This is a genomic window from Streptomyces sp. NPDC088194 (assembly GCF_040702025.1).
Lineage (GTDB): Bacteria > Actinomycetota > Actinomycetes > Streptomycetales > Streptomycetaceae > Actinacidiphila.
In genome coordinates this window covers 1-24,844 of the sequence record NZ_JBFBIV010000105.1, presented here as the reverse complement: position 1 = coordinate 24,844, position 24,844 = coordinate 1, and the positions used below count along the sequence as shown (strand labels likewise).

Here is a 24,844-nt window from a genome sequence, read left to right as displayed (position 1 = left end):
GCGGATGCGGCAGGACGGTTCGCTGACCGCGCTGGAGAAGCAGTGGCTGGGGGCGAAGAACGTCTCGCCCTGCTCGTCGCGGTACATGCCCTAGACCAGGAAGAACAGGTGGTTGAGGGGCAGCTCGGCGGCCGGATCGATGGTCGCGACCTTGCCGTTGAGGGTGACCTTGAACGTCTCCGGGTCGATCCTGATGTCCGGCAGCTCGCTGTTGCGCACCATGTTGTGCTTGCCGATGGTGCGGGTACGGCCGACCGGCAGGATCTTGCGCCGCAGGCCCAGTTCGGCCGGGACCCCGGCGGCGATGCCGGCCTGCGACATGAAGGTGACGTGCGTGGACGGCAGCGCCTTGCCGTACTGCCCGAACATCGGCCGGTAGATCACCGGTTGGGGCGTCGGCAGCGAGGCGTTGGGGTCGCCCATCTGGGCCCAGGAGATGATGCCGCCCTTGATCACCATCTTCGGCTTGGCGGCGAAGGAGTGGATCGGCCAGAGCACGATGTCGGCGATCTTGCCCTTCTCGATCGAGCCGATGTGGTCCGAGATGCCGGTGGCGATCGCCGGGTTGATGGTGAGCTTCGCCAGGTAGCGCAGCACCCGCTGGTTGTCGTTGCGCGGGGAGTCGCCCTCGAGCGGGCCGAACTGGTCCTTGCAGTGGTGCGCGGTCTGGAAGGCGCGGGTGACCGACTCCCCGACCCGGCCCATCGCCTGGGAGTCGGAGGAGAACATGCTGATCACGCCGAGGTCGTGCAGGACCGTCTCGGCGGCGATCGTCTCGGCCCGGACCCGGCTGTCGGCGAACGAGACGTCCTCGGGGATGTCGCGGCTGAGGTGGTGGCAGACCATCACCATGTCCAGCAGCTCGTCCACGGAGTTCCGGGTGTACGGCAGCGTCGGGTTGGTCGAGGAGGGCAGGATGTTGGGCTCGCCCGCGACCCGCATGATGTCCGGGGCGTGACCGCCGCCGGCGCCCTCGCTGTGGAAGGTGTGGATGGTGCGGCCGTCGATCGCCGAGCGGGTGTCCTCGAAGAAGCCGGACTCGTTGAGGCTGTCGGTGTGGATCGCCACCTGCACGTCGTGCCGGTCGGCCACGTTGAGCGCGTTGTCGATCACCGCGGGGGTGGCGCCCCAGTCCTCGTGGACCTTCAGCGCGCACGCGCCGGCGACGATCTGCTCGTTGAGCGCCTCCGGCAGGCTGCCGTTGCCCTTGGCCATGATGCCGAGGTTCACCGGCAGGCCCTCGGCCGCCTGCAGCAGTCGCGCGATGTTGTACGGGCCGGGGGTGCAGGTGGTGCCGTTGGAGCCGTCGGACGGTCCGGTGCCGCCGCCGATCAGGGTGGTGATGCCGTTGGTGAGGGCCTGCTCGGCCTGCTGCGGGGCGATCAGGTGCACATGGCTGTCGATGGCGCCCGCGGTGGCGATGAGGTGCTCGCCGGCGATCGCCTCGGTGCCGGGCCCGATGACCAGGTCGGGGTGGACGTTGTTCTGGGTCTGCGGGTTGCCCGACTTGCCGATGCCCGCGATCATCCCGTCCTTGATGCCGATGTCGCACTTGACGACTCCGACGATCGGGTCGATGACCACGACGTTGGTGATGACGGTGTCGAGCGCCCCCTGGGCGGCGGTCGCCTGCGGGTCGGAGGCCATGCCGTCCCGCATGGTCTTGCCGCCGCCGTAGAGGACCTCGTCGCCGTACTGGCCCTCGCTGAAGTCCTTCTCGACCTCGACCACGAGATTGGTGTCCGCCAGGTGGAAGCGGTCACCGACGGTCGGACCGAACATGTCGGTGTACTGCTTGCGGGGCAGGATCGGCATCAGTGCGAACCCTTCTTCTGCTGGGACTTCTTGGTGGGCTTCGGAGGTGTCCCGGCGGCACCGGAGTCGGTGCCGGCCGACTCCTGGGCGCCCTGGTAGCCGCGCTCGATCGCCTTGCGCACCGCCTCGACCCTGATCGGGTGGGAGGCGGTGCTGCCGTTGAGCAGCCCGCTGAAGCCCACGAGGCGGCCGGTGCCGGCGTACTCGCACAGCTCGACCTCCCGCGTGTCGCCGGGCTCGATGCGTACGGCGGTGCCGGCCGCGATGTTGAGGTGCATGCCGAGCGCCTGCTGCCGGTCGAAGAGCAGCGCCGAGTTCACCTCGAAGAAGTGGTAGTGCGAACCGACCTGGACCGGCCGGTCACCGGTGTTGCTGACGGAGAGCTTGACCGTGCGGCGGCCGGCGTTGATCTCGATCGGACCTTCGCCGTACAGGTACTTCTGACGGGGCGTCATGACGTACTCCTGTTGACTTGGCCCGCACCAGGGGCGGGCGGATGGTGAGGCGCCGGTGGGTGCTGATGCGGGTGCGCGTGGGGGTGGCCGTGCTCGTGCGCGAGCCCGTGGCTGTGCTCGTGGCCGTGGTCATGGACGTGGCCATGGCCGTGGTCATGGACGCCGGGGCCGTGGGTGTGGGCGTAGCCGTGGTCGTCGGCGTAGCCCAGCGCGGCGGCGACGCCGTCGTCACCGTGCTCGGTCCACCGGCGTCGGGCGTCGGCGACCCGCTCGGCGAGCACCCGGGCCAGCGCCGCCGGGGAGAGCAGCGGGCCGTGCCGGTGGACCGGCACCCGGGCGTCGCCGGGGATCTCGGGCGGCACGAAAGCGGCGGGCAGCAGCGTCACGGCGGAGGCGCCGAGCAGCGCGCAGCGGCGTACGCCCTCGCCCGGATCGGGCGTGCCCCCGAGGAACGCGACCTCGACCAGCTCGTGACCGCCGTGCCGGCCGACCAGGCTGCCGAGCCGGTACAACTCGGCGTCGTCGAACGGGTCCCCGGACGGCGCGGTGAGCAGCAGGGCGCTGTCCGCGGGAATCCGGCCCGCCGCCGCCCGCAGCCAGGCGACCAGGTGCTGCGAGGTGCCGAACGGCTCGGCGAGCACCGTGCCGTGCCGCTCGCCGGCCGGAAGCGCCCGCAGGGTACGGGCGGTGTCCGCGACGAGGTCCGGGTGCCGGCCCAGCGTCATGGGGACGACGCACACCTGCTCGCCCTGGCCGCGCAGCCGCGAGACGCACCGGAACAGTTCGCGACCGCTGCCGACCACGGGCACCTCGGGGCCGGCCGACTCCGACAGTTCCTGCCCGGACCCGGCCTCGTGGCCGCGGACGGCGACCACCCGGCAGCGCTCCGGCACCGCGGTCAGCCGCCGATGGGGTCGTGGCAGGACACCAGTTTGGTGCCGTCCACGAAGGACGCCTCGACCTGGAGCAGCCCGAGCATGTCGCGCACGCCCGGCATGGTGTCGTCCTCTCCGACGACATGCCGGCCGAGTTCCATGCAGTCGGCCACGCTCTTGCCGTCCCTGGCGGCTTCCAGAATCGCCTCGGTGATCAGTGCGACGGACTCGCTGTAATTCAGCTTAAGACCGCGGCCCTGGCGTTTCCGTGCCAGATCGGCCACCACGTACACCAGCAGTTTGTCTACCTCGCGAGGGGCGAGATTCACGTCGTTACCTTCCTCGGGGAGTCCAGCAGGGAAAGGCGGGTCGTCGGGCGGTCAGTCGGCCGGCCGAAATCGGGTCAGCACCGGGACAGCCGCCATGAACGCCCATGTGGTGAGGATGAACGGCCAGGTGAAGGTGTGGCCGCCGAACGTCTTGAAGATCGCCGTCAACGCCGCCGTGAGACTCGTGGTGACCGCGGCGGCGACGAGGGTGTACACGCCGTTCCACACCGTCGCGGCGAGGAAGACCGCACCCATGGCGATGGCGACGAGGACGGCGTTGTAGCCGTAGATGCCGTTGGCGATGGACGACGCCGGCGCGCCCAGGGCCCATGCGGCGAGGATGCCCACGACGCTGCCGGCCACCGTCCACAGCAGCACGCGCACTCCGGCGCAGGCCAGGCCGACCAGCATGATGAGGCCGACGTACCACTTGTCCACCAGGAAGACCTGCGACACGTTGGTGAAGAAGGCGTGCCACAGGTTGCTCCAGGACAGCGAGGTGCTTCCCGTGTTGCTGAAGCCCGCGGGGGCCGCGCCGTGCCAGACCCGGCTGAAGGACGACGCCCCGACCACCATGATCCCGGAGACCAGGCAGAAGGGTGCGGTGAGCGCCGTGAGGCCGTACGGCTTGAACAGGACGGTGAGCGCGCCCATCAGCACGGTGCACATGATCGCGCCGACGACGGCGAGAGCGTAGGTGGACGTGTGGGCGCCCAGCGAGGTGACCAGGGCGACCCCGGTGAGGCATCCGCAGTAGCCCTGCAGACCGAGCGCGATGTTGGAGCGGTCGACCCCGGCGAGGTGGGCGGTGGCGGTCGACACCAGCGTGCCGATCGTCGCGAACAGCCCGATCCGCCAGCCCGCGGCCCACAGCCCGGCCAGGATGAGCACGCCGGTCCAGATACAGGGCTGGAGATCGACCTGGCCCACACCGCGCACGCTCGCGACGAGAAAACCGTGCGGCTGTTTCCTCTCGATCCTCCGGAGGAAATCGGGTTCTGCGATGGACAAGGGAAATCCCAGCGTCGGCGGAATACCGAAATACCAACGGACATCCCGGAGGGAAGTGGGCGGGGACTGCGGGAGCAGCTTGGCAGAATCTTTACGTCGAATGGGCTGCCTGCTCGAAGCGGCCGCGGAATCACACCCGCTCGGACCAAAAACGCGTCGCCCCACGCGGAGGCGTGGCAAGTCGGCGGGAAGAACCTGCCAATGTGGCGGAATGCCGCACAAGATCGCCATGAGCCGCCGTGACCACCCGGACCACCACCCGGGAGCCCAGGTGCCGGTGGTGGCCGCCGTCGCGGTCGGCGGGGCCGCGGGCGCGTGCGCGCGCGTCGGCGCCGAACGGCTGTGGCCGGACTACCAGCCGCCGGACTTCCCCTGGACGATCCTGCTGGTCAACACGACGGGCTGCCTGCTGATGGGCATCCTCATGGCGACCGTCAAGTTCGGGTTCCCGAACGCGCCCCGGCTGATCAGCCCGCTGCTCGGCACCGGGGTGCTCGGCGGCTTCACGTCGTTCTCCCACTACACCGACAACGTGCGGCTGCTCTTCCACCGCGGGCAGCCCGGCTACGCGGTGGGGGACCTGCTGCTGACGCCGGCGGCGGCGCTGACCGCGGTGACGGTGGGCGCGCTCGGCACCCGGGCACTCCTGACCCGCGTGCGGGCCACGGGAGGTGGCGGGCGATGACGGTGGCCGACTGGCTGCTCGTGGTGGCCGGCGCGCTCGTGGGCGCGCCGATCCGCTACCTGCTGGGCGCCGAGGCGAACCACCGCCTGTCCAGCGGTTTCCCGCTGGGCACCTTCGCCGCCAACTCCGCCGCCGCGCTGCTGCTCGGCTACGTGGTGCGCACCGGCATGGGCGCCCACCTCACCCCCGAGCGCACCTACCTGCTCGGCGCGGGCTTCTGCGGCGCGCTGTCCACGTGGTCGACGTTCTCGTACGAGCTGCTGACGCTCACCTCCAAGCGGCGACTGGTCACCGCGGCGGCCTACCTGCTGCTCACCGTGGGGACGGGCGTGGGGCTGTCCTTCGCAGGGGCGGCGGCGGCCGCGGCGTTCTGAGGGCGGGTACGGGAGCGGACGGCCGGGCTTACGGGCGCGGCTCCGCGGGGGTACGGGAGCGGACGGCCGGGCTTACGGGAGCGGACGGCCAGGCTTACGGGCGCGGGTCGGAGGGGCGCCGCGACGTCATACCGCCCGGCGGTAGAGCCACACTCCGAGCGGCGCGAAGACCGCGACGATGCCCGCGTCCCAGGCGAGCGCCTGCCAGACGTCGTTGACGGTCGGCCCGCCGAGCACCAGGGCACGGACCGCCTCGGCGGTACGGGACACCGGCTGGTGCTGGGCGAACGCCTGGAGCCAGCCGGGCATGGTGTTGACCGGGATGAAGGCCGCGGAGGCGAAGACCAGCGGGGCCAGGACGGGGAAGGCCGCGGCCTGCGCGGTCTCCGGGTCGCCGACCGCCATGCCGACCACCGCGAAGATCCAGGACATCGCGAACCCGAAGGCCAGCACCAGCAGGATTCCGCAGAGGAAGGCCGGCACCCCGGCGTGGATGCGGAAGCCGATGGCGAAGCCCACCGCCGTCATCAGCGCCACGACGAAGACGTTCCGCACCAGGTCCGCCAGGGTCCGGCCGACCAGTACCGCCGATCTGGCCATCGGCAGCGACCGGAACCGCTCCATCAGCCCGGTCTGCATGTCCGTGGCCAGGCCGATCGCGGTGTTCATGGCGCCGAAGACCGCAGTCTGCACGAAGATGCCCGGGATCAGGAAGTCGACGTAGCTGACCCCGTGCAGCGCGGGGGAGACGACCCCGCCGAAGACGTAGCGGAACATCAGCACGAAGACCAGCGGCTGGATGGTGGAGAACACCAGCAGCCGGGGCACCCGGCGCAGCCCGATCAGGTTCCGCCAGGCGACCGCCATGCCGTCCTGGGCGGTGCGGGTCAGGCGCGACAGCGGCCGGGTGGGCGGGCCGGGCGACAGGGCGCCGCCGGTGTCCGCGCCTCCGCGGCCGGCGTAGCGGCGCAACGCGGCGGCCCCGGTCACGAGGCCGCGCCCGCGGAGGAGGAGCCGCCGCCGGGAGGCGGGCCGCCGCGGGGTTCGTCGCCGCGGGGAGGATCGTCGCCGCGGGGCTCACCGTCGGCGCGGGACTCACCGTCGTCGGGCGGCGGATCGCCGTCGGCGGGCGGGTCCGCGCCTTCCGAGGGCGACGCGGGACCGCTGAGGTGCCCGGTCAACTGCAGGAAGACGTCGTCGAGGCTGGGTTCCCTGACCGCGACGGCGGCGGGCACCAGATCACGCTCGTCCAGCGTGCGCAGCACCCCGAGCAGCGGCCGGGACCCTTCCCGAGAGACCAGCCGGAGCCGTACGCCGTCGACGTCGGGCGGCTCGGGCACCCGGTCGCGCAGCGCCTCCGCGGCCCGCACGGCCCGGCCGGGCTCGCCCATGTCGAGCTCGATGACCGTGTTGCCCAGGTCGGCCTTGAGCAGCGCGGGGGTGCCGTCGGCGATGGCCCGGCCGTGGTCGATGACGACGACGCGTTCGGCGAGCTGGTCCGCCTCCTCCAGGTACTGGGTGGTCAGCAGCACGGTCGTCCCGTCGGCCACCAGCTGGCGGATCATCTCCCACAGCGCGATACGGCTCTGCGGGTCGAGGCCGGTGGTCGGCTCGTCGAGGAAGAGCACCGGCGGGTCGGGGACGAGCGCGGCGGCGACGTCCAGCCGCCGGCGCATGCCGCCGGAGTAGGTGCGCGCGGGGCGGTCGCCGGCCGCGGTCAGGTCGAAGCGCTCCAGCAGCTCGCCCGCGCGCCGCCTGATCCGGGAGCGGCGGACGTGGGTGAGGCGGCCGATCAGCCGCAGGTTCTCCCGGCCGGTGAGGTTCTTGTCCACCGCCGCGTACTGCCCGGCCAGCCCGATCAGGTTCCGGACGGTGACGGCTTCGCTGACGACGTCGTGCCCCAGCACCTCGGCGCGCCCGCTGCTGGGGCGCACGATCGTGGTCAGGATGCGGATCGCGGTGCTCTTGCCCGCTCCGTTGGGGCCCAGCAGGCCGAAAACGGTGCCGGGCTCGACGTCGAAGTCCACGGAGTCCAGTGCCTGGACGGAACCGAACTGCTTGCTGAGGCCGGAGACGCTGATGGCTGCCTGGTCCACGGGACCACCTCGCTCGGGCATAGCGGAACTGCCTCCACCTCCATTCTTGCTCCGGGCGGGCAGGACCGCAGAGGGGCGGCGACCCGGCCGAGCGGGCGGGCGGAGCGGCCGGGCCGCGAGGTCCGGGCGGGCCTGGACGGCGCCCGGCCCCGGTACTCGGCCCTCCGGCGGCCACGCGAGCGGGGTGGCGGTGCCGAGCGGGCTTCCGTCGCTCTCCGCGGTACGGCAGGTGCAGCGCGTGCGGGGCGCCGCGAACCGGCGGGCCCTTCCGGTCACGGCTCACGGTTCACTGCTCACGGCAACGAGCGCGGCGACGCGGCCCGGGGCAGCGGGAGGGCGAGGCCGTCCGGGTCGCCAGGGCGGCGGGCGAAGGCCGCGGACATCTCGGCCGGCACGGGTGCGAGACCGAGCAGGGCGGCGGCACCGAGGGCCGCGAAGCGGTGCCACGCCCGCATCCGGCGGAGCATCGCGTGGTCGCCGCCGGGGAGTTCGTACCGGGCCACCTGGGCGCCGGCCGCGCGGGCATCGGCCGCCATCCGCAACGACTCGGCGGGCGAGGTGACGCGGTCGGCGGTGGCGTGCGCGAAGACCAGGCGACGGTGGGCGAGTTGGGCGACGGGTTCGCCCGGCGGGCACCAGGGCGCGAGGGCGACCACGCCGGCCACGTGCGCGGCGCCGGCCGCACGCAGCGCGGCCCGCCCGCCCATGGAGTGGCCGATCAGCACGGTGGGCGCTCCGCCGGTCAGCTCCGCCAGCCGCTCGACCGCCTCGGCGGCGTCCCGCGCGGCGTCGGCCCGCCCGCCGTTCCAACCCCGGTACCGGTAGCGGGCCTCGGCGACGGCCACACCCCGGCCCCCGGCGGCCCGGGCCACGGCGGTGGCGAACGGCCGCATCCGCAGGGCGGGGACGTTCAGCCGGGACGGCGCGCGGGTGTCCTGCTCGTAGCCGCCGTGCAGCAGCAGGACCGCCCCGGCGGCCGCCGGAGGCAACCGCCGTACCACGAGCCGCTCTTCGCCCCGCTCCGTCACGCCCACCCCCCTCACCGCACCCGTCGCGCGCCGCGAACCGCGGGGCCACCGCAGGAGTCTGCCGTACCCGCGGAAACCCGGCCCCCCGGGTACCAATCAAATGGAATATCAGAAAATATTGCCTGCGAGGACGCACCGTTGGGCCACGCCCAACGTCTCTCCTCAGAGCGGCACTTCCGCACGCCGCCCCACGAACATCTGGAGCAGTAGTGAGAACCGACATCAGCGGCATCCGCCGGGTCTCGGCCGCGGCGGTCACCGCCGCCGCCCTCCTCGCGGCGGGCGCGCTCGCCGCCCCCGCGGCCCAGGCCACCCCGCAGGCCGCGCCCGCCACCGCGAAGAGCGCCGCGACCACCGCGGCCAAGACCGCCACGGCCGCCAAGACCGCCGCGAAGGCCGCGCCCAAGGCTCCGTCCATCGTCGCCAAGGGCGGCTACGTCATGAACAACGGCACCGGCGCCACCCTCTTCACCAAGGCCGCCGACACCCGCCGCTCCACCGGCTCGACCACCAAGATCATGACCGCCCGGGTGGTCCTGGCCAACAAGCACCTCAACCTGGACGCCAAGGTGACCGTGCAGAAGGCGTACAGCGACTACATCGTCTCCAAGGGCGCGTCGTCCGCGCACCTGATCGTCGGGGACAAGATCACCGTCCGGCAGCTGCTCTACGGTCTGATGCTGCCGTCCGGCTGCGACGCCGCCTACGCGCTCGCCGACAAGTACGGCACCGGCTCCACCCGCGCCGCCCGGGTGAAGTCCTTCATCGGCACGATGAACTCCACCGCCAAGTCGCTCGGTCTGAAGAACACCCACTTCGACTCCTTCGACGGCATAGGCAACGGCAAGAACTACTCGACGCCGCGCGACCTGACGAAGCTCGCGAGCAACGCGATGAAGTACTCGACCTTCCGCACGGTCGTGAAGACCAAGTCGACCAAGCAGAAGGTCACCACCAAGTCCGGCGGCTACCGCTACATGTCCTGGACCAACACCAACACCCTGCTGGGCACCTACTCCGGCACCATCGGCGTCAAGACCGGCTCGGGCCCCGAGGCCGGCTACTGCCTCGTCTTCGCCGCCACCCGCGGCAAGAAGACCGTGATCGGCACGGTGCTCTCCTCCTCCTCGGTGTCCGCGCGCACCTCGGACGCGAAGAAGCTGATGGACTACGCCTTCAAGAAGTGACCTGACGGCACGTCACGTCGCCAGGTGCGCGAAGACGACGGTGTTCCCGTCGTAGCTGCGCGTGCGGGAGTTCCAGTCGCCGCACGTGATCAGGCGCAGCTCGGGGTCGGACGTGTTCCCGTACACGTCGAGGGTCGGGAAGGCCCTCTTCCGGTACGAGCGGACCGCGTCGACCGTGAAGACAGCCGTCTTGCGGTCGGCGCGGGTCACCGTGATCCGCTCGTGCGGGCGGAGCGCGCCGAGTTTGTAGAAGACCGCCGGGCCGGTGGCGTACGAGTCCACGTGGCCGAGGATGACCGACGGGCCGACCTGGCCGGGCGCCGGCGAGTTGTGGTACCAGCCGGCCTGGAGCGGCTTGCCCGGCACCTCCAGGGTGCCGTTCTTGTTCAGGCCCAGGTCGAGCAGGTCGGAGTGGACGCCGATCGCGGGGATGTCCAGTTCGGTCGGGCGGGACGCGGGCAGCGCGCCGCCGGCGGCCGGGGTGCCGGCCGCGGTGGTCGGCGCGGGCGGCCCCGAGGCGGTCACGTGCGGCATGCCGGGCATCCCCGGCATGGTGCCGGCGGCGGCCGGGCCCGCCTGCGGCGGCGGCTTCGCACCGCCGCCGGCGCCGGCCAGGATCACCGTCACGCCGGTGGCGACGCAGGCCACCGCGAAGGCGACCAGCAAGGCCGCCGTACGGCGCGAGTTCCGCGTACGCCCCGGGCCCGCGTCCGCGACTTCCTTGCGGGCGGGGCCGATCGGGTCGGCGGGGCCGATCGGGTCGTCCGGGCCGACCGGGTCACCCGGCGCGCCGGGGCCCGCGGACGCCGGGCCGTCCGGACCTTCCGGACGGCCGGCGCGCGCGGGGTCCGCGGAGCCCGCCGCTCCCGCCGGGTCGTCGTTCATCGGCCCGCGGTGTTCCGGCGGCGCAGCGCGTAGCCGCCGACGCCGAGGCCGAGCAGGGCCGCGGCGCTGCCGCCGGCGACCATCCCCGTGTCGGTGCGGCCGTGCTGGGTGGCGCCGTCGCCGGTGTCCGCGCCACCGCCGGGCATCGTGGTCATCTGCGAGGTCGTGAACGCGCCGCACAGTGCCGGGTCGGTGGCCTCCGCGGGCAGCGACTTGTCCAGTTCGCTGGCGCCGAGCACGTCGTCGTACTTGCCGTTGCCGTTGTAGTCGATGCCGTGGACGACCAGAACCGCCTTGCCGGACTTCAGGTTGGCCGCGACGTCGTCGCTGACCTCCAGCGTGCGGCTGTAGTGGACGGTCGAGCCGGACGGGAAGCGGGTGACGGCCAGGGCGCTCTTGGCCGAACTGTCGCCGCTGGTGGTCAGCGACGTGCCGATCATGCCGTAGTCCTTCATCGCGTCGGCGACGTCGGTGGAGCTGTGCCCGTTGTGCTGCTTGGCCTCGCTCGGCTTCGGGCAGACCCCGCCGCCGTCCACGTGGAGGTGCATCGCGTGCGGGGAGGCGCCGCCGACCAGGCCGGACGCGGTCACGGTGATCTTCGCGGTGTTGCCGGAGAGCTGGACCATCGCGGTGCCGCTGCCGGTCACGTGGTTGGCGGTGACCGGGTCCAGCGTCGCCTGGTAGCTCACCCACGGGACGTCGGGCGAGGCGGGCGCCGCCCACGCCGCCGCCGGGAGTGCCAGCGGGACCGCGGCCACCGCTATCGCCGTCAATACGCGTGCGCTGGTGTGCTGCATGCTGTGTCCTTCGCTCGGGCGGGAACCAACGAGCCGGCTGGGGGCCGGCGCGCCGGGTGGAGGGGCTCTCCACCCAGCCATTCGGAGCGGGGCGCCCCGCGGGTTGGTCCGTATGTGCGATAAGCGGACCCGGGGGCCCGGGCCGCTGGGGCGAGTTGACGGGCCACCGGCCGGTGGCCGGTCGCCCGCGCGATCCCCCTGCCGCCACGGGGAGGCGCCGCCGGGCAACCCGCGGGGCCCTCGACACCGAACAAACCCCATGGAAGTCGGTCCGGACGGCGCGGCCGGGGCATACACACACCGGCGGGCCGTTCGCGAGGAGACGAGGAGAGAGGAGGGACGCCGTGATCACCGAGCCGGAACTGACCGGCGGCTCCGAGGAGCCCGGACCCGATGTGATCGCCGACAACGCCGACGACACCCGCGGCACCCGCGGCCGCTCCCGGTTCCGCTTCCCGCCGCGGCGGCACTGGACCTGGGGACTCGGCGGCCTCGCGGTCGCGTCCGCGCTGTGGACGGCCGGCCTGCACCTGTACGACGACCACCGCCGCGCGGGGCCCGACCTGCACGGCTACACGCTCGGCGCCAGCCCCTGCGCGGGCGACGGCCTCGCAGCGCTCACCACCGCGCTCAAGGCCACCGACACCGAGGCGGTCACCCCGGCCGCCGCCCACCTGGGCCCCGCGCTCGACCAGATCCACTGCACCCTGTCGGTCGGGGCCCGCACCCCCGGCGCCGTCACCAGCAGGTACCAGGTGTTCGTCACCATCGACCTGCACAAACGCACCGACCCGCGGGCCGAGTTCGAGGACCAGCGCGGCCTCGACACCGGCGACCTCACCCCGGCCGAGCACGACACCGCCGTCCCGGGCCTCGGCGACGAGGCGTATCTGCTGACCATCAGCACGCAGACGGAGGAGCTGCGGGTGCTGCACGGCGGCGCCGTCTTCTCGCTCACCCTGACCGGCTTCAACGACCTCGCCCCCGACCCGGCCGTGGCGAACTCGCTGCGCGGCCGCCCGGCGAGCCCCGACGACCTGAACCGGTACCGCGGCGCGCTGGTCGCGGCGATGCGGGACGTGATGAAGGCCCAGCAGCGGCACTGATCGTCCGGCGGGCGCGCCGGCCGGACGATCACGTTCTGCCAGCTCACCCGGCCGTGGCACGGCTGGGTACGGCTGCGGCGCGGCGGCGGTACTGCGCACTTCGCCGCAGGTGTGCTACCGTTTAATTGTTGCGGTTGTGGTACCCATGAACTCTGTGTGCGCCTGACGGGATGTGACCCTCGGGCGCATTTTGTTTTCCGGCCTCCAGATGGGGTCATTGCAGCGACACCTGGCTCGTAAAGTGCGAGTTCGGGAACTGCACCATCAGAGGAAGTTAGACATGGCAACCGGTACCGTTAAGTGGTTCAACGCGGAAAAGGGCTTCGGCTTCATCGAGCAGGACGGCGGCGGCGCCGACGTCTTCGCCCACTACTCGAACATCGCCACCCAGGGCTTCCGTGAGCTCCAGGAAGGCCAGAAGGTCACCTTCGACGTCACGCAGGGCCAGAAGGGCCCGCAGGCGGAGAACATCGTCCCGGCCTGATCGGACGAGTAGTACTCGAGCCGGGTCCCGCTACTTTGGGCGCGGGGCCCGGCTTTTCCGTACCTGGGTGCGAATCCCGGACGGATGGACGTTTTCCGTTCCACCGCAGTTCACCTCCTCCGCTGTTCATCTCTCCGGCTCGTTCTGCGGGTCTCCGCCTGATGTCACCTTTTGCGGAGTCTTTTTCGGCACGCGCCGCCTTCGAGGAAGGCTTCACGCATGCCTGAAAGAAATCGCCAGTCCTATTCGGGCGGTCCGGCCCGCGCCCGGCGCAAGCCGCGCGGCCCCCAGCAGGGCGGCGGCCGCCCCGGCGCCTCCCGCGGCTCCGGCCGTTCCGGCGGACGCCCCGCCGACACCGGCTCCGAGGAGTCGGTCTACACCACGGTCACCCCGGCCCCGCCGGCCGCGACCACCTTCGCCGAGCTGGACATGCCCGCCGCGCTGACGGAGGAGCTGACCCGGCAGGGCGTCACCGTGCCGTTCCCGATCCAGGGCGCGACGCTGCCCAGCTCGCTGGCCGGCCGCGACGTCCTCGGCCGGGGCCGCACCGGCTCCGGCAAGACCCTCGCCTTCGGGCTGGCCATGCTGGCCCGCACCGCCGGGCAGCGCGCCGAGCCGCGCCAGCCGCTCGCGCTGGTGCTCGTGCCCACCCGCGAACTCGCTCAGCAGGTCACCGACGCCCTCACCCCGTACGCCAGGGCGCTGCGCCTGCGGCTGGCCACGGTCGTCGGCGGGCTGTCGATCAGCCGCCAGGCCGCGGCGCTGCGCGGCGGCGCGGAGATCGTCGTCGCCACCCCGGGCCGGCTGCGGGACCTGGTGGAGCGCGGCGACTGCCGGCTCGACCGGGTCGTCATCACCGTGCTCGACGAGGCCGACCAGATGGCCGACATGGGCTTCCTGCCCCAGGTCACCGCGGTGCTGAACCAGGTGGTTCCGGGCAGCCAGCGGATGCTGTTCTCCGCGACCCTCGACCGCAACGTGGACACCCTCGTCCGCCGGTTCCTGTCCGACCCGGTGGTGCACGCGGTGGACCCGTCGGCCGGTGCCGTCGCCACCATGGAGCACCACGTGCTCCACGTGACCAGCGAGGACAAGCGCGACGCCACCGTGCGGATCGCCGCCCGCGAGGGCCGGGTGCTGCTCTTCCTGGACAGCAAGCGCGCCGTGGACCGGCTCGCCAAGACCCTGCTGGCCAGCGGCGTACGGGCGGCCGCGCTGCACGGCGGGAAGTCCCAGCCGCAGCGCACCCGTACCCTCACCCAGTTCAAGAACGGCGAGGTGACCGCGCTGGTGGCCACCAACGTCGCCGCGCGCGGCATCCACATCGACGACCTCGACCTGGTGGTCAACGTCGATCCGCCGGCCGACCACAAGGACTACCTGCACCGCGGCGGCCGTACCGCCCGCGCGGGCGCGTCCGGCAGCGTCGTGACGCTGGTGCTGTCCGACCAGCGCCGCGACATGGAACGGCTGATGGCCAAGGCCCGGATCACCCCGCGTACCGCGAGGGTGCACTCCGGTGACGAGGAACTGGCCCGGATCACCGGTGCCCGGGTGCCCTCCGGGGTGCCGGTCACCATCGCGGCACCGGTGCCGGCGGCGCACGCCTCCGGCACCTCCACCGGACGCGGCGGCAGCAGGCGCAGGCCACGGGCGGGCGGCGCCTCCGGCGCGGGTTCCGGCCGGGGCGGCGCGGGCCGCGGCGGCGGCAACGCCGCACGCACCGGCGGCGGCTCCGGCCGCGGGGCGGGCAGTTCCGCCGGCGGCTCGGCGGGGACCTCCGCCGGACGCTCGGGCGGCTCCCGCTCAGGGGGCACCCGCTCCGGCGGCGCCCGCACCGCGCAACCCCGCGGGCGCGCCGCGTGAGGCCCGCCGCGGCGGCCGCGCTCGCCACCGCCGCACCGCTCCCCGACAAGGCCGCCGACGACGGCGCGCCCTGCGAGGGAAGCGACTTCTCCGCGCTCTCCCGGCGGATCACCGACTCCGGCCTGATGAAGCGCCGCCCCGGCTACTACGTGGCCCGGATCGGCGGCGTCGCCGCGCTGTACATCGGCGCGTGGACGGCGTTCGCGATGCTCGGCCACACCTGGTGGCAGCTGGCGATCGGCGGCGTGCTGGGGGTGCTCTTCTCCCAGATCGCACTGGTCGCCCACGACATAGCCCACCGCCAGGTGTTCCGGCTGCGCCGGCCCAGCGAGGCCGCCGGCCGCATCGCGGGCAACCTCTGCGTCGGCATGAGCTACGGCTGGTGGCAGGACAAGCACACCCGCCACCACGCCAACCCCAACCACGAGGAACTGGACCCGGACGTCAGCCCGGACATCCTGGTCTGGTCGCAGGGCCAGGCCCGCAACGCCCGCGGCGTGGCCCGCTGGATCGGCGGCCGCCAGGCGTACTGGTTCTTCCCGCTGCTCACCCTCGAAGGCATGAACCTGCACGTGGCCGGGGTGCGGGCGCTGTTCCGGCCCGCGTACAAGCAGCGCACCCTGGAGGCGGTGTTGCTCGGCGTGCACATCGCCGCGTACATCACGGCGCTGCTGCTGATCCTCACCCCGCTCCAGGCGCTGGCGTTCGTCGCCGTCCACCAGGCGGTGTTCGGCGTCTACATGGGCTGCACCTTCGCGCCCAACCACAAGGGCATGCCGACGCTGACCGGCAAGGACCGGCCCGACTTCCTGCGCCGCCAGGTGCTCACCTCGCGCAACGTGCGCGGCGGGCGTCTGACCGACATCGCGCTCGGCGGGCTGAACTACCAGATCGAGCACCACCTCTTCCCGAGCATGCCCACGCCGCACCTGCGGCGCGCCCAGCCGATAGTGAAGGCGTACTGCGCGGAACTGGGCATCGCCTACGCGGAGAGCGGGCTGGTCTCCTCCTACGCGCAGGCGCTGCGCCATCTGCACGACGTCGGCGCGCCGCTGCGGGCCGCGACCACCACCTGACCGGACCTGGTCCCGGTCCTGGACCCGGACCTGGTCCCCGGACCCGCCTCGGACGACGCCTTCCACGGCGCCGGCCGGGGCGGTCCGGGGCGGTCCGGGGCGGTCGAACAGCAGGTATGCCCCCTGCCGGAAACATGAGAGTGTGGAGTTTTCGGCCCTGTCCCCTCTCCCCTGTCGAGGCATGATGCGCGTCACCATCGCCCGCCACCACTTCTACTTCCACCCCTCCGAGGTGGAGCAGGTGATGAGCGGGGTCACTCCCGAGCCCGTCACCGGCAGCTCCGTCGACATCGGCGGGGTCCGCTACCCGCTGATGCAGGTCGGCGCGGCTCTCACCCGCCAGGACCGGCGCGACTTCAACGCGGGCGAAGTGGAGCGGGCGATGCAGGCGCTCGGGTTCCCGTTGCACAGCACCACGGCCGGCTAGTTCGGGAGCGCCGGTTCGGTACGGGGCGGCCGGCGCGCGGTCGCCCCGTTCCCGTACCGGTTTCCGTACCGGTTCTTGTTCCAGGTTCCTGTCTCCGGCGGGCGCGGGCGCTGCGTGGCTGGTCGCGCGGCGCCCCGCATCCCGGGACAATGCGAGGTCGTCCCAGACGCAGAGAGGTGGATGCCGTGGTGCAGCAGGTGCGGGGTGTGGTGGCGCGGAGCAAGGGCGGCCCGGTCGGCGTCGAGACGATCGTCGTACCGGACCCGGGGCCGGGTGAGGCCGTGGTCGCGGTGCAGGCGTGCGGGGTGTGCCACACCGACCTGCACTACCGGGAGGGCGGCATCGGGGACGACTTCCCGTATCTGCTCGGCCATGAGGCGGCCGGTGTGGTCGAGTCGGTCGGCGCCGGGGTGACCGAGGTCGAGCCCGGGGACTTCGTGGTGCTCAACTGGCGTGCGGTCTGCGGGAACTGCCGGGCGTGCCGGCGCGGCCGGCCCTGGTACTGCTTCGACACGCACAACGCCCGGCAGAAGATGACGCTGCTCGACGGCACCGAGCTGTCGCCCGCGCTGGGCATCGGCGCGTTCGCCGACAAGACGCTGGTGGCCGCCGGACAGTGCACGAAGGTCGATCCGGCGGCCTCCCCCGCCGCCGCGGGGCTGCTGGGCTGCGGGGTGATGGCCGGGCTCGGCGCGGCCCTCAACACCGGTGGCGTGGGCCGGGGCGACTCGGTCGCGGTGATCGGCTGCGGCGGGGTGGGCAACGCCGCGGTGGTCGGCGCCCGGCTGGCGGGCGCCGCGCGGATCATCGCGGTGGACGTCGATGACCGCAAGCTCGCCACCGCGCACCGCCTGGGCGCCACCCACACCGTCAACTCCCGCACCAGCGAACCGGTCGAGGCGATCCGCGAGCTGACCGGAGGCTTCGGCGCCGACGTGGTGATCGAGGCGGTCGGCCGCCCCGAGACGTACCAGCAGGCCTTCTACGCACGGGACCTGGCCGGCACGGTGGTCTTGGTCGGCGTGCCCACCCCGGAGATGAAGCTCGAACTCCCCCTGCTCGACGTCTTCGGCCGCGGCGGCGCCCTGAAGTCCTCCTGGTACGGCGACTGCCTGCCCTCACGCGACTTCCCGATGCTGATCGACCTCTACCTCCAAGGCCGCCTCGACCTCGACGCGTTCGTCACCGAGACCATCGAACTCCCCGACGTCGAACAAGCCTTCACCCGCATGCGCGACGGTGACGTCCTCCGCTCGGTGGTCGTGCTCTGACGACCACGTCGATCCGGTCAGTGCGGGGTGCACCGGGTTTGACGTCGGTGGTCCCGGGCCGGCGGCGGGTGGTGGTCGGCCCGGGGATCGGGTGGGGTGGGGGTCAGGCGGCCAGGGCGGGGTGGAGGACGACCTTGGTGTAGCCCTCCACCCGCTGGTCGAACTTCTCGTAGGCCATGGGGGCCTGTTCCAGGGGGAGTTCGTGGCTGACCACGAAGCTGGGGCGGGCCCGGCCCGCGGTGATCAGGTCGCGCAACTGGCGGTTGTACTGCTTGACGTTGCACTGCCCGGTGCCCATCCGCTGCCCCTTCTCGAACATCTTGCCGATCGAGACGAGCAGTTGGCCGTGGCGGGCGTGCTCGTCGGGGCCGCCGGGGTCGGACGGCACGTAGAGGCCGGGGACGCCGAGCCTGCCGGTCGGACGGACCGTCTCGACCAGGGAGTTGAGCACGCTCGCGGGCTCCTCGTGGCCGGTGTCGCGGCCGTCGTCGTGGCCCTGGGCCTGGTAGCCGACCGCGTCGATGCCCTTGTCGGTGCCCTCGCCGTCGGTGTGGTCACGGATCTGCCCGGCCGGGTCGCTCTGCGTGAAGTCGATCGGCACCGCGCCGATCGCGTCGGCCTTGGCCAGCCGCTCGGGCACCCGGTCGACCACGAAGACCTTGGCCGCGCCGCGCAGCAGCGCCGAGTAGGCGGCCATCAGCCCGACCGGGCCGGCACCGTAGACCGCGACGGACTCGCCGGGGGAGACCTCGGCCAGCTCGCAGCCGTGGTAGCCGGTCGGGAAGATGTCGGCGAGCAGCACGAAGTCGGTCTCGAACTGCTCGCCCGGCGGCAGCTTGAGGCAGTTGAAGTCGGCGAACGGCACCCGTAGGTGCTCGGCCTGCCCGCCGAGGTACGGCCCCATGGCCACGTAGCCGTACGCGCCGCCGGCGAACCCGGGGTTCACCGTGAGGCAGAAACCGGTGTTGCCGGCCAGGCAGTTCTTGCAGAAGCCGCAGGCCACGTTGAACGGCATGACCACGCGGTCCCCGACCGCCAGCGACGCGACGCCCGAGCCGATCTCCTCGACGATGCCCAGGTTCTCGTGGCCGAAGACGATGCCGGCCTCGGCCGCGGTGCGGCCCTCGTACATGTGCAGGTCCGATCCGCAGATCGCGGAGGACGTGACGCGGACGATCACGTCGTTGGGGTGCTGGATGCCGGGAGTGTCGACATCGGCGACCGCGACGGAGAAGGGTTTCTGGTAGACGACAGCCTTCATGTTCACCACCTCCGTGGTCCTTCCAGCGAACACCCGGGGGCAGGGCAACTCAAAACGGTGCCTCGGCGCGCGCAGGCCGGCGGGGCGGCGGCCGACGGGGCGGGCGCGCACGTCGCGTCGTCGGGGCGGGAAACGGACGGACGGCGCGGGCGTCGAAGGGGTCCGGCGGCGCCGTCACGGTGCGAGACTGGCGGGAGGAGCGTCACAAGGGGGCCGCGGCCATGGGCGTCTACTCGGAGCGGGTGCTGCCGCGGCTGGTCGACGCCGCCTGCGGATCGCGGCAGGCCGCGGTGCTGCGCCGCCGGGTCTGCGCGGAACTCACCGGCGCGGTGGTGGAGATCGGCTTCGGCTCGGGGCGCAACGTGCCCTTCTACCCGCCCGCCGTGACCCGGGTGGACGCCGTGGAGCCCTCGGACACCGGCTGGCGGCTGGCCGGCGGCCGGGTGCGGGCCTCGTCCGTACCGGTGCTGCGCTCGGGCCTGGACGGGCAGGCGCTGCCGTACGCCGACGCGATCTTCGACGCGGCCGTCTCCACCTGGACGCTGTGCACGATCCCGGACCCGTACACCGCCCTGCGGGAGGTACGGCGCGTGCTGCGGCCGGGGGGCACCCTGCGGTTCGTGGAGCACGGCCTCGCGCCCGACGCGGAGGTGCGGCGCTGGCAGCGGCGGCTCGAACCGTTCCAGCGCCGGCTGGCCGGCGGCTGCCGGCTCACCCGTCCGATCCCGGACCTGCTGACCGGCGCGGGCTTCACGCTGACCGAGCTGGACGTGTTCTACGAGGAGGGCGCGCCGCGCTTCGTCGGCGCGATGTCGCTGGGCAGCGCGGTGGCGGCGGAGCCCTCGCGGCAGGAGTCGGCGCCGGAGCGGGCGTCGGAGCGGGCGTCGGGGCGGGAGCCCGCGTCGGAGCCGCAGGGGTCGGATGCCGCGAGGCACGCGTCGTCGTCGGTGAGGCAGGACCCGGGCCCGGCGCCGGGGGAGCCCGCGAGCTGATCCTGCGCGGCCTCGTCCGCGCTCAGGCCGCCGAGCGCCTCCACCCGGTCGGGGGCGGGCCGGCCGGCCGCGGCGATCCGCAGCAGTTCGTACAGCGTGTCGCGCTGCGCGGGGTCGAGGGCGCCCAGGACGTCGTCCTCGGCACCGGCCAGCGCGAACTCGGCCGCGGCCAGCCGCCGGATGCCGGGGTCGGTGAGGCTGACGATGTGGCGGCGCCGGTCCTCCGGTGAGCGGTGCCGCTCCACCAGGCCGTCGGCCTCCAGTTCGTTGAGCAGCCCGACGACGTTGGCCCGGTCCAGCATGAGGGTCGAGGACAGCGCCTGCTGGGTGCTGCCGTGCAGGTCCCGCAGGACCGTGAGCGCCACCAGGTGGCGCGGCCGCAGCCCGAGCGGCGCCAGCACGGACTCCCCGCGCAGCCGCATCCGCCGCGCGAGCTGGTCGAGCAGCGCTCCGGACCGCCTCGGCGGCTGGTTCAGCACGGGCAGAGAGGCCATTCCTTGAGTCTACCCAGTCCGCCGGGAATGGTGACGTGCTATAAATCGTTGGCGCTACACAAACCATCTGTGGAAGGTCAACGACATGCCTCACCTCCTGCACATCGACGCGAGCATCCAGGGCGAGCGGTCCGTCAGCCGCAAGCTGACCGCGCGCGCCGCCGCCGTCTGGCGCGCGGCCCACCCGGGCGGGACCGTCACCTACCGGGACCTCGGCGCGCACCCGCTGCCCCACCTGGTCCCCGCCACCGTGCACTCCGGCGCCGTTCCCGCGGGCGACCGCACTCCCGAGCAGGCCGCCGCCTGGGCGCTGAGCGAGGAGATCGTCGGCGAGGTCAAGGCGGCCGACACCGTCCTGCTCGGCCTGCCGCTCTACAACTTCGGCGCCCCCAGCGGCGTCAAGACCTGGGTCGACCACCTCATCGCGCCGGGGCTCTCGGTGGACGGCGAGACGATGGCACCGCTGCTCGGCGGGCGCGAGATGGTGGTGCTCGCGGCCCGCGGCGGCGGCTACGGCGCCGGCACGCCCCGCGAGGGCTGGGACCACGCCGAGCCCTGGCTCCCGCACGGTCTGTCGCTGACCGGCCTGGAGCCGCGCTTCATCACCGCGGAGCTGACGCTTGCCGGGAGCAACCCGGCGATGGCCGAGCTGGTGCCGCTGGCCGAGGAGAGCCTGGCGGCGGCCGAGGCCGCGATCGACGACCTGTGGAAGTCGCCGGTAGCGGTCTGACCGACCCTCCCGGGTGCCGCGCACCCCTGGCACCCGGGACCACCTGCCGGTGGGGGCCCACGCCGGCGCTCCTCCCGTCCCGCCGTCCGCTACGACGTCGTCCGCGTGCCGTCATCCGCCACGGGGTCGCCGAATCCGGTGCCCGGCACGTCCGTTCGCCCCCCGTAAACCCAGACGAACGGAAGCGCCGCGCCCGCTCAGCGTGCCGTGTACAAAGGACGTGAGGGAAGACTTTTCGATCCTGCCCGAAACGACGCGGCCGGGTCGGGCGGGGAGGCGGGCATCATGCACATCCACTTCACGCTGGACGACCTGGCCCGCACCCGGCTGGCACCCGCGCCGAGCCCGCTGGCGATGACCAGCCTCAGCGTCTACCGGCTCGGCCACGGACCGCCCTCGCCCGGCCTCGACCTGTGGCGCCGCACCGTACGGGCCGGGCTGCGGGCGTCGACCGACGGCGGGTACGACCCGTTCGCCGAGCTGGCGCCGACCGCGCCGTCCCACCCCGTGCCCCGCTTCCTGCGACCGTACGCCGGACTGCGCACGCTGGACGAGGAGTTGGAGCGGTTACGGGCGACGCCCCGGCAGTCGCTGCGGGCGGACATCGACTACATCGCGCGCCACCGCGACCTGCCGCCCCGGACGGTCCGCGACCTCGCCGACGCCCGTCCGCACGAGACCGCGCGCCTCGCCGCCCGCGTACGCGCCTACCACCGCGTGGCGGTCGCCCCGTACCGCGAAGGGCTGGCCGCCGCGCTCGCCGCCGACCGCGCCGTGCGCAGCCGCCAACTCCTGCACGGCGGCGTCGAGTCCGTGCTGCGCGGCCTCCACCCGCGGATGCGCTGGCGGCCGCCGGTGCTGGAACTCGACGGGCACGGCGACGGCGACGAGTACCGGCTCGGCGGACGCGGCCTCGTCCTGGCGCCGGGCGCGTTCAGCACCTACGTGCCCTGCGACCCCGCCGACGAGCAACCCGCCCTCTACTACGAGGTCTTCGGCGGCGCCCATCCCGCCCTCTTCACCCACCTCGCCCGGCCCGACAACCGCCGCACCGCGCTGGCCGCCCTCCTCGGGCACAGCCGCGCCGCCGTCCTCCAGGTCGCCGCCGACGGCGCCTCCACCAACCAACTCGCCGCACGCGCGGGCCTGTCGGCGGCCTCCGCCTCCAAACACGCGAGCGTCCTGCGCGATGCCGGCCTGCTCACCACCCATCGCACCGGCCGCGCCGTCCACCACACCCTCACCCCCTTGGGCGCCCAACTCCTGTCGGCACCTTGACCCGTGGGGCGGCGCCGCCCCAAGTCCCGCCGCCCGCAAGGGGGAACAGCCGAGGCGGAGCACCCGGGCCGAGCACGCGTGCCCCAGGCCGATCCGGGCCGCCCGCGCCGACGGCTTCCGAGCCGCCCGCACCGACGACTTCCGGGTGACCGGTACCCGGCGGATTCCGGGCAGCCGCGCGGCTCGACTCCGTAAACGTTGCCGTTCTCTTGACACCGCTCGGAGCCAGGGCCGATTCTCCTGGGTGTGCCTGAGAGCGCTCTCAGGCATTGCCGGGTTCTCTCCGACCGGCAACGCGCACGACCCCCCACAACCCCCCACAGGAGAAGGAGAGGGAGGACACGCATGTCCACCCCAGAAACGCGCGTACCACCACCGCGCCGTCGAGGCGGTGCACGGCACGGGATACGCGGCGGCCGCGCCGTGGTCGGGCTGATCGCCGCGGTCGCGGCGTTCACCGGCCTCGCCCTGGCCGGTTCGCCGTCCGCGATGGCCACCACGGGCGCCGACGCGCGCACGAGCACGGCCGCGAAGGCCGCGCCGGCGGTGAAGGCGGTGAAGGCGGCCGCCGCCAAGCCCGCCGCGGCACCCTCCGACGTGCCGGCCGCGCCGGCCGGGTTCAGCACCACCTGGAGCGACGACTTCAACGGCGCCGCCAACTCCGCGCTGGACACCGGCACCTGGCGCTACGACGACGGCGCCGGCGCGAACTTCGGCACCGGCGAGATCGAGACCACGACCAACAGCACCTCCAACGTCTACCACGACGGCAACGGCCACCTGGTGCTGAAGGCGCTGCACGACGGCACCGACCCCAACTCCGGCTGGACGTCCGGCCGGGTGGAGACGCAGGCGGACGGGTTCGGCGCGCGGCCGGGCGGCGTGGTGCGCGTCCAGGCGTCGATCCAGCAGCCGAACCTCAACACCACCAGCGGCGCGGGCTACTGGCCGGCGTTCTGGATGCTGGGCTCGCCGCTGCGGGTCGGTGTCGGCTGGCCGGGCTCCGGCGAGGTCGACATCATGGAGGACATCAACGCCCGCAGTTCGGTGTTCGGCACGCTGCACTGCGGGGTGAGCCCCGGCGGGCCGTGCAACGAGTCGACCGGCATCGGTTCCGGTGAGCGCGCCTGCGCGGGCTGCCAGACCGGGTACCACACCTACGCGGTGGAGATCGACCGCTCGACGTCGCCCGAGCAGATCCGCTACTACCTCGACGGCGCCGAGTACTTCACCATCAACTCCAGCCAGGTGGACGCCACCACCTGGGCCAACGCCGTCGACCACAGCTACTACGTGATCTTCGACCTGGCGATCGGCGGCGCCTTCCCGGGCGCCTTCGGCGGCGGCCCGACCGCCGCGACCGCGTCCGGCGGCCAGATGAACATCGACTACGTGGCCGTCTACAACAAGCCGGCCGCCGGCGACCTCGGCCCGAACATCGCGCAGGGCAAGCCGACCACGTCCTCCTCGAACGAGAGCGCGGACTTCCCGGCGTCCAACGCGACCGACGGCAACATCTCCACCCGCTGGTCGAGCGGCTTCTCCGACCCGCAGTGGGTCCAGGTCGACCTCGGCCAGTCCTACGCCCTCACGCACGCGAGCCTCACCTGGGAGGCGGCCGCGGCATCGGCCTACCAGCTACAGGTCTCCGCCGACGGCCAGAACTGGACCACCGTCTACACCAACAACAACAGCCCGCAGGACCTCCAGGACACCGCGCTGAACACCACGGCGCGCTACGTGCGGGTCTACGCGACCGCGAGAGCGAGCCAGTACGGCGACTCGCTCTACGAGTTGGCGCTGTACGGCACGCCGTCGGACGGCGGCAACCCGGGCGGCGGCACGGGCACGCTGCTGTCCCAGGGCAAGACGGCCACCGCCTCCTCCACGGAGAACGCGAGCTTCCCGGCGTCCGCCGCGGTCGACGGCAACACCGGCACTCGCTGGTCGAGCGGCTTCTCCGACCCGCAGTGGCTCCAGGTCGACCTCGGCGCCACGCACACGATCAGCCAGGTGAAGCTCGACTGGGAACCCGCGTACGCGACGGCGTTCCAGATCCAGACCTCGCCCGACGGCCAGAACTGGACGTCGGTCTACTCCACCACCAGCGGGACCGGCGGCGAGCAGACGCTGCCGGTGACCGGATCGGGCCGCTACGTGCGCCTGTACGGCACGCAGCGGGCCACGCAGTACGGGTACTCCCTCTGGGAGTTCCAGGTCTACGGCACCTGATCCGGACGCGCCCTGGTGCCAACTCCCCGCCGCACCAGGGCGCCCCTTCCACTGAGCCGTGCGGGCCGGGCTGTCAGGACCGGCCCGCAC

24 protein-coding genes and 1 pseudogene are annotated in these 24,844 nt (G+C 73.0%); 13 read left to right on the top strand and 12 right to left on the bottom strand.

The window, feature by feature from the left end:
• Positions 1–90: 90 nt before the first annotated feature.
• Genes ureC through AB0399_RS35010 form a run of 5 tightly spaced genes read right to left on the bottom strand, consistent with a single transcriptional unit; the run spans position 91 to position 4,485 of the window.
• Positions 91–1,815: an urease subunit alpha gene (ureC, locus tag AB0399_RS35030; protein WP_366414039.1), complete on the bottom strand. Its 1,725-nt coding sequence runs from the start codon at positions 1,813–1,815 to the stop codon at positions 91–93.
• Positions 1,815–2,270 carry an urease subunit beta gene (locus tag AB0399_RS35025; protein WP_366414038.1) on the bottom strand — a complete coding sequence of 152 codons (456 nt, stop codon included), beginning with the start codon at positions 2,268–2,270 and terminating at the stop codon, positions 1,815–1,817. The genes ureC and AB0399_RS35025 overlap by 1 nt, the downstream gene beginning before the upstream one ends.
• Positions 2,267–3,145 (bottom strand): cobalamin biosynthesis protein CbiX, encoded by an 879-nt coding sequence (locus tag AB0399_RS35020; RefSeq protein WP_366414037.1) that lies wholly within the window; start codon positions 3,143–3,145, stop codon positions 2,267–2,269. The genes AB0399_RS35025 and AB0399_RS35020 overlap by 4 nt, the downstream gene beginning before the upstream one ends.
• A 23-nt stretch (positions 3,146–3,168) precedes the next feature.
• A complete protein-coding gene (locus AB0399_RS35015; RefSeq protein ID WP_329367336.1) occupies positions 3,169–3,474 on the bottom strand; it encodes an urease subunit gamma in 306 nt (101 codons plus the stop codon).
• Positions 3,475–3,525: 51 nt separating this feature from the next.
• On the bottom strand, positions 3,526–4,485 hold the full coding sequence (locus AB0399_RS35010; protein ID WP_329367333.1) for an urea transporter: 960 nt from the start codon (positions 4,483–4,485) through the stop codon (positions 3,526–3,528).
• A gap of 211 nt (positions 4,486–4,696) precedes the next feature.
• Between AB0399_RS35010 and AB0399_RS35005 the strand changes: the two genes are divergently transcribed.
• A complete protein-coding gene (locus AB0399_RS35005) occupies positions 4,697–5,170 on the top strand; it encodes a CrcB family protein (RefSeq protein ID WP_366414036.1) in 474 nt (157 codons plus the stop codon).
• 2 nt (positions 5,171–5,172) lie between these two features.
• Positions 5,173–5,544: a CrcB family protein gene (locus AB0399_RS35000; RefSeq protein ID WP_329374158.1), complete on the top strand. Its 372-nt coding sequence runs from the start codon at positions 5,173–5,175 to the stop codon at positions 5,542–5,544.
• A 126-nt stretch (positions 5,545–5,670) separates the two neighbouring features.
• Here AB0399_RS35000 and AB0399_RS34995 read toward each other — a convergent pair whose 3' ends face one another.
• From AB0399_RS34995 to AB0399_RS34985, 3 genes are all read right to left on the bottom strand, one after another.
• Positions 5,671–6,534, bottom strand: a complete 864-nt coding sequence (locus AB0399_RS34995) for an ABC transporter permease (protein ID WP_329367329.1) — start codon at positions 6,532–6,534, stop codon at positions 5,671–5,673.
• Complete coding sequence (locus AB0399_RS34990; RefSeq protein ID WP_366414035.1) at positions 6,531–7,640, bottom strand: ATP-binding cassette domain-containing protein; 1,110 nt, start codon at positions 7,638–7,640, stop codon at positions 6,531–6,533. Before AB0399_RS34990 ends, AB0399_RS34995 begins: the two co-directional genes overlap by 4 nt.
• A gap of 293 nt (positions 7,641–7,933) precedes the next feature.
• Positions 7,934–8,668 (bottom strand): alpha/beta fold hydrolase, encoded by a 735-nt coding sequence (locus AB0399_RS34985; protein WP_366414034.1) that lies wholly within the window; start codon positions 8,666–8,668, stop codon positions 7,934–7,936.
• 209 nt (positions 8,669–8,877) lie between these two features.
• On the opposite strand from AB0399_RS34985, the gene AB0399_RS34980 reads away from it, so the two are divergent.
• The gene (locus tag AB0399_RS34980) at positions 8,878–9,855 is read left to right on the top strand and encodes a D-alanyl-D-alanine carboxypeptidase (protein ID WP_366414033.1); all 978 of its coding nucleotides are present in this window, start codon (positions 8,878–8,880) and stop codon (positions 9,853–9,855) included.
• Between the two features lie 12 nt (positions 9,856–9,867).
• Here AB0399_RS34980 and AB0399_RS34975 read toward each other — a convergent pair whose 3' ends face one another.
• Positions 9,868–10,740, bottom strand: coding sequence for a class F sortase (locus AB0399_RS34975; RefSeq protein ID WP_366414032.1), 873 nt, complete (start codon positions 10,738–10,740; stop codon positions 9,868–9,870).
• Entirely contained in the window at positions 10,737–11,537 is an 801-nt protein-coding gene (locus AB0399_RS34970; RefSeq protein WP_329367320.1) for a hypothetical protein, read from the bottom strand. Before AB0399_RS34970 ends, AB0399_RS34975 begins: the two co-directional genes overlap by 4 nt.
• Positions 11,538–11,881: 344 nt before the next feature.
• Here AB0399_RS34970 and AB0399_RS34965 point away from each other — a divergent pair, with 344 nt between their 5' ends.
• The 6 genes from AB0399_RS34965 (at position 11,882) to AB0399_RS34940 (ending at position 17,767) form a co-directional block, all read left to right on the top strand.
• Positions 11,882–12,643: a hypothetical protein gene (locus AB0399_RS34965; RefSeq protein WP_366414031.1), complete on the top strand. Its 762-nt coding sequence runs from the start codon at positions 11,882–11,884 to the stop codon at positions 12,641–12,643.
• A 280-nt stretch (positions 12,644–12,923) separates the two neighbouring features.
• On the top strand, positions 12,924–13,127 hold the full coding sequence (locus AB0399_RS34960; RefSeq protein WP_010986199.1) for a cold-shock protein: 204 nt from the start codon (positions 12,924–12,926) through the stop codon (positions 13,125–13,127).
• A gap of 219 nt (positions 13,128–13,346) precedes the next feature.
• Positions 13,347–14,993 carry a DEAD/DEAH box helicase gene (locus AB0399_RS34955; RefSeq protein WP_366414030.1) on the top strand — a complete coding sequence of 549 codons (1,647 nt, stop codon included), beginning with the start codon at positions 13,347–13,349 and terminating at the stop codon, positions 14,991–14,993.
• The gene (locus AB0399_RS34950) at positions 14,990–16,069 is read left to right on the top strand and encodes an acyl-CoA desaturase (RefSeq protein WP_366414029.1); all 1,080 of its coding nucleotides are present in this window, start codon (positions 14,990–14,992) and stop codon (positions 16,067–16,069) included. The genes AB0399_RS34955 and AB0399_RS34950 overlap by 4 nt, the downstream gene beginning before the upstream one ends.
• Positions 16,070–16,250: 181 nt before the next feature.
• Positions 16,251–16,496, top strand: coding sequence for an SCO5918 family protein (locus AB0399_RS34945; protein ID WP_328466276.1), 246 nt, complete (start codon positions 16,251–16,253; stop codon positions 16,494–16,496).
• 185 nt (positions 16,497–16,681) lie between these two features.
• Positions 16,682–17,767 carry an S-(hydroxymethyl)mycothiol dehydrogenase gene (locus AB0399_RS34940; RefSeq protein WP_328466278.1) on the top strand — a complete coding sequence of 362 codons (1,086 nt, stop codon included), beginning with the start codon at positions 16,682–16,684 and terminating at the stop codon, positions 17,765–17,767.
• A 103-nt stretch (positions 17,768–17,870) separates the two neighbouring features.
• Here AB0399_RS34940 and AB0399_RS34935 read toward each other — a convergent pair whose 3' ends face one another.
• Positions 17,871–19,028: a glutathione-independent formaldehyde dehydrogenase gene (locus AB0399_RS34935; RefSeq protein ID WP_329367313.1), complete on the bottom strand. Its 1,158-nt coding sequence runs from the start codon at positions 19,026–19,028 to the stop codon at positions 17,871–17,873.
• Positions 19,029–19,249: 221 nt separating this feature from the next.
• On the opposite strand from AB0399_RS34935, the pseudogene AB0399_RS34930 reads away from it, so the two are divergent.
• Positions 19,250–19,780, top strand: a pseudogene (locus tag AB0399_RS34930) (class I SAM-dependent methyltransferase); the annotation flags it as partial.
• 23 nt (positions 19,781–19,803) lie between these two features.
• Here the strand turns inward: AB0399_RS34930 and AB0399_RS34925 are convergent.
• Positions 19,804–20,514: a MarR family winged helix-turn-helix transcriptional regulator gene (locus tag AB0399_RS34925; RefSeq protein ID WP_366414028.1), complete on the bottom strand. Its 711-nt coding sequence runs from the start codon at positions 20,512–20,514 to the stop codon at positions 19,804–19,806.
• Positions 20,515–20,599: 85 nt separating this feature from the next.
• On the opposite strand from AB0399_RS34925, the gene AB0399_RS34920 reads away from it, so the two are divergent.
• The 3 genes from AB0399_RS34920 (at position 20,600) to AB0399_RS34910 (ending at position 24,754) form a co-directional block, all read left to right on the top strand.
• Positions 20,600–21,244: an NAD(P)H-dependent oxidoreductase gene (locus AB0399_RS34920; protein ID WP_366414027.1), complete on the top strand. Its 645-nt coding sequence runs from the start codon at positions 20,600–20,602 to the stop codon at positions 21,242–21,244.
• Positions 21,245–21,529: 285 nt separating this feature from the next.
• Positions 21,530–22,522, top strand: coding sequence for an ArsR family transcriptional regulator (locus AB0399_RS34915; protein WP_366414026.1), 993 nt, complete (start codon positions 21,530–21,532; stop codon positions 22,520–22,522).
• Positions 22,523–22,867: 345 nt separating this feature from the next.
• Positions 22,868–24,754 carry a discoidin domain-containing protein gene (locus AB0399_RS34910; protein WP_366414025.1) on the top strand — a complete coding sequence of 629 codons (1,887 nt, stop codon included), beginning with the start codon at positions 22,868–22,870 and terminating at the stop codon, positions 24,752–24,754.
• The last annotated feature ends 90 nt before the right edge of the window (positions 24,755–24,844 follow it).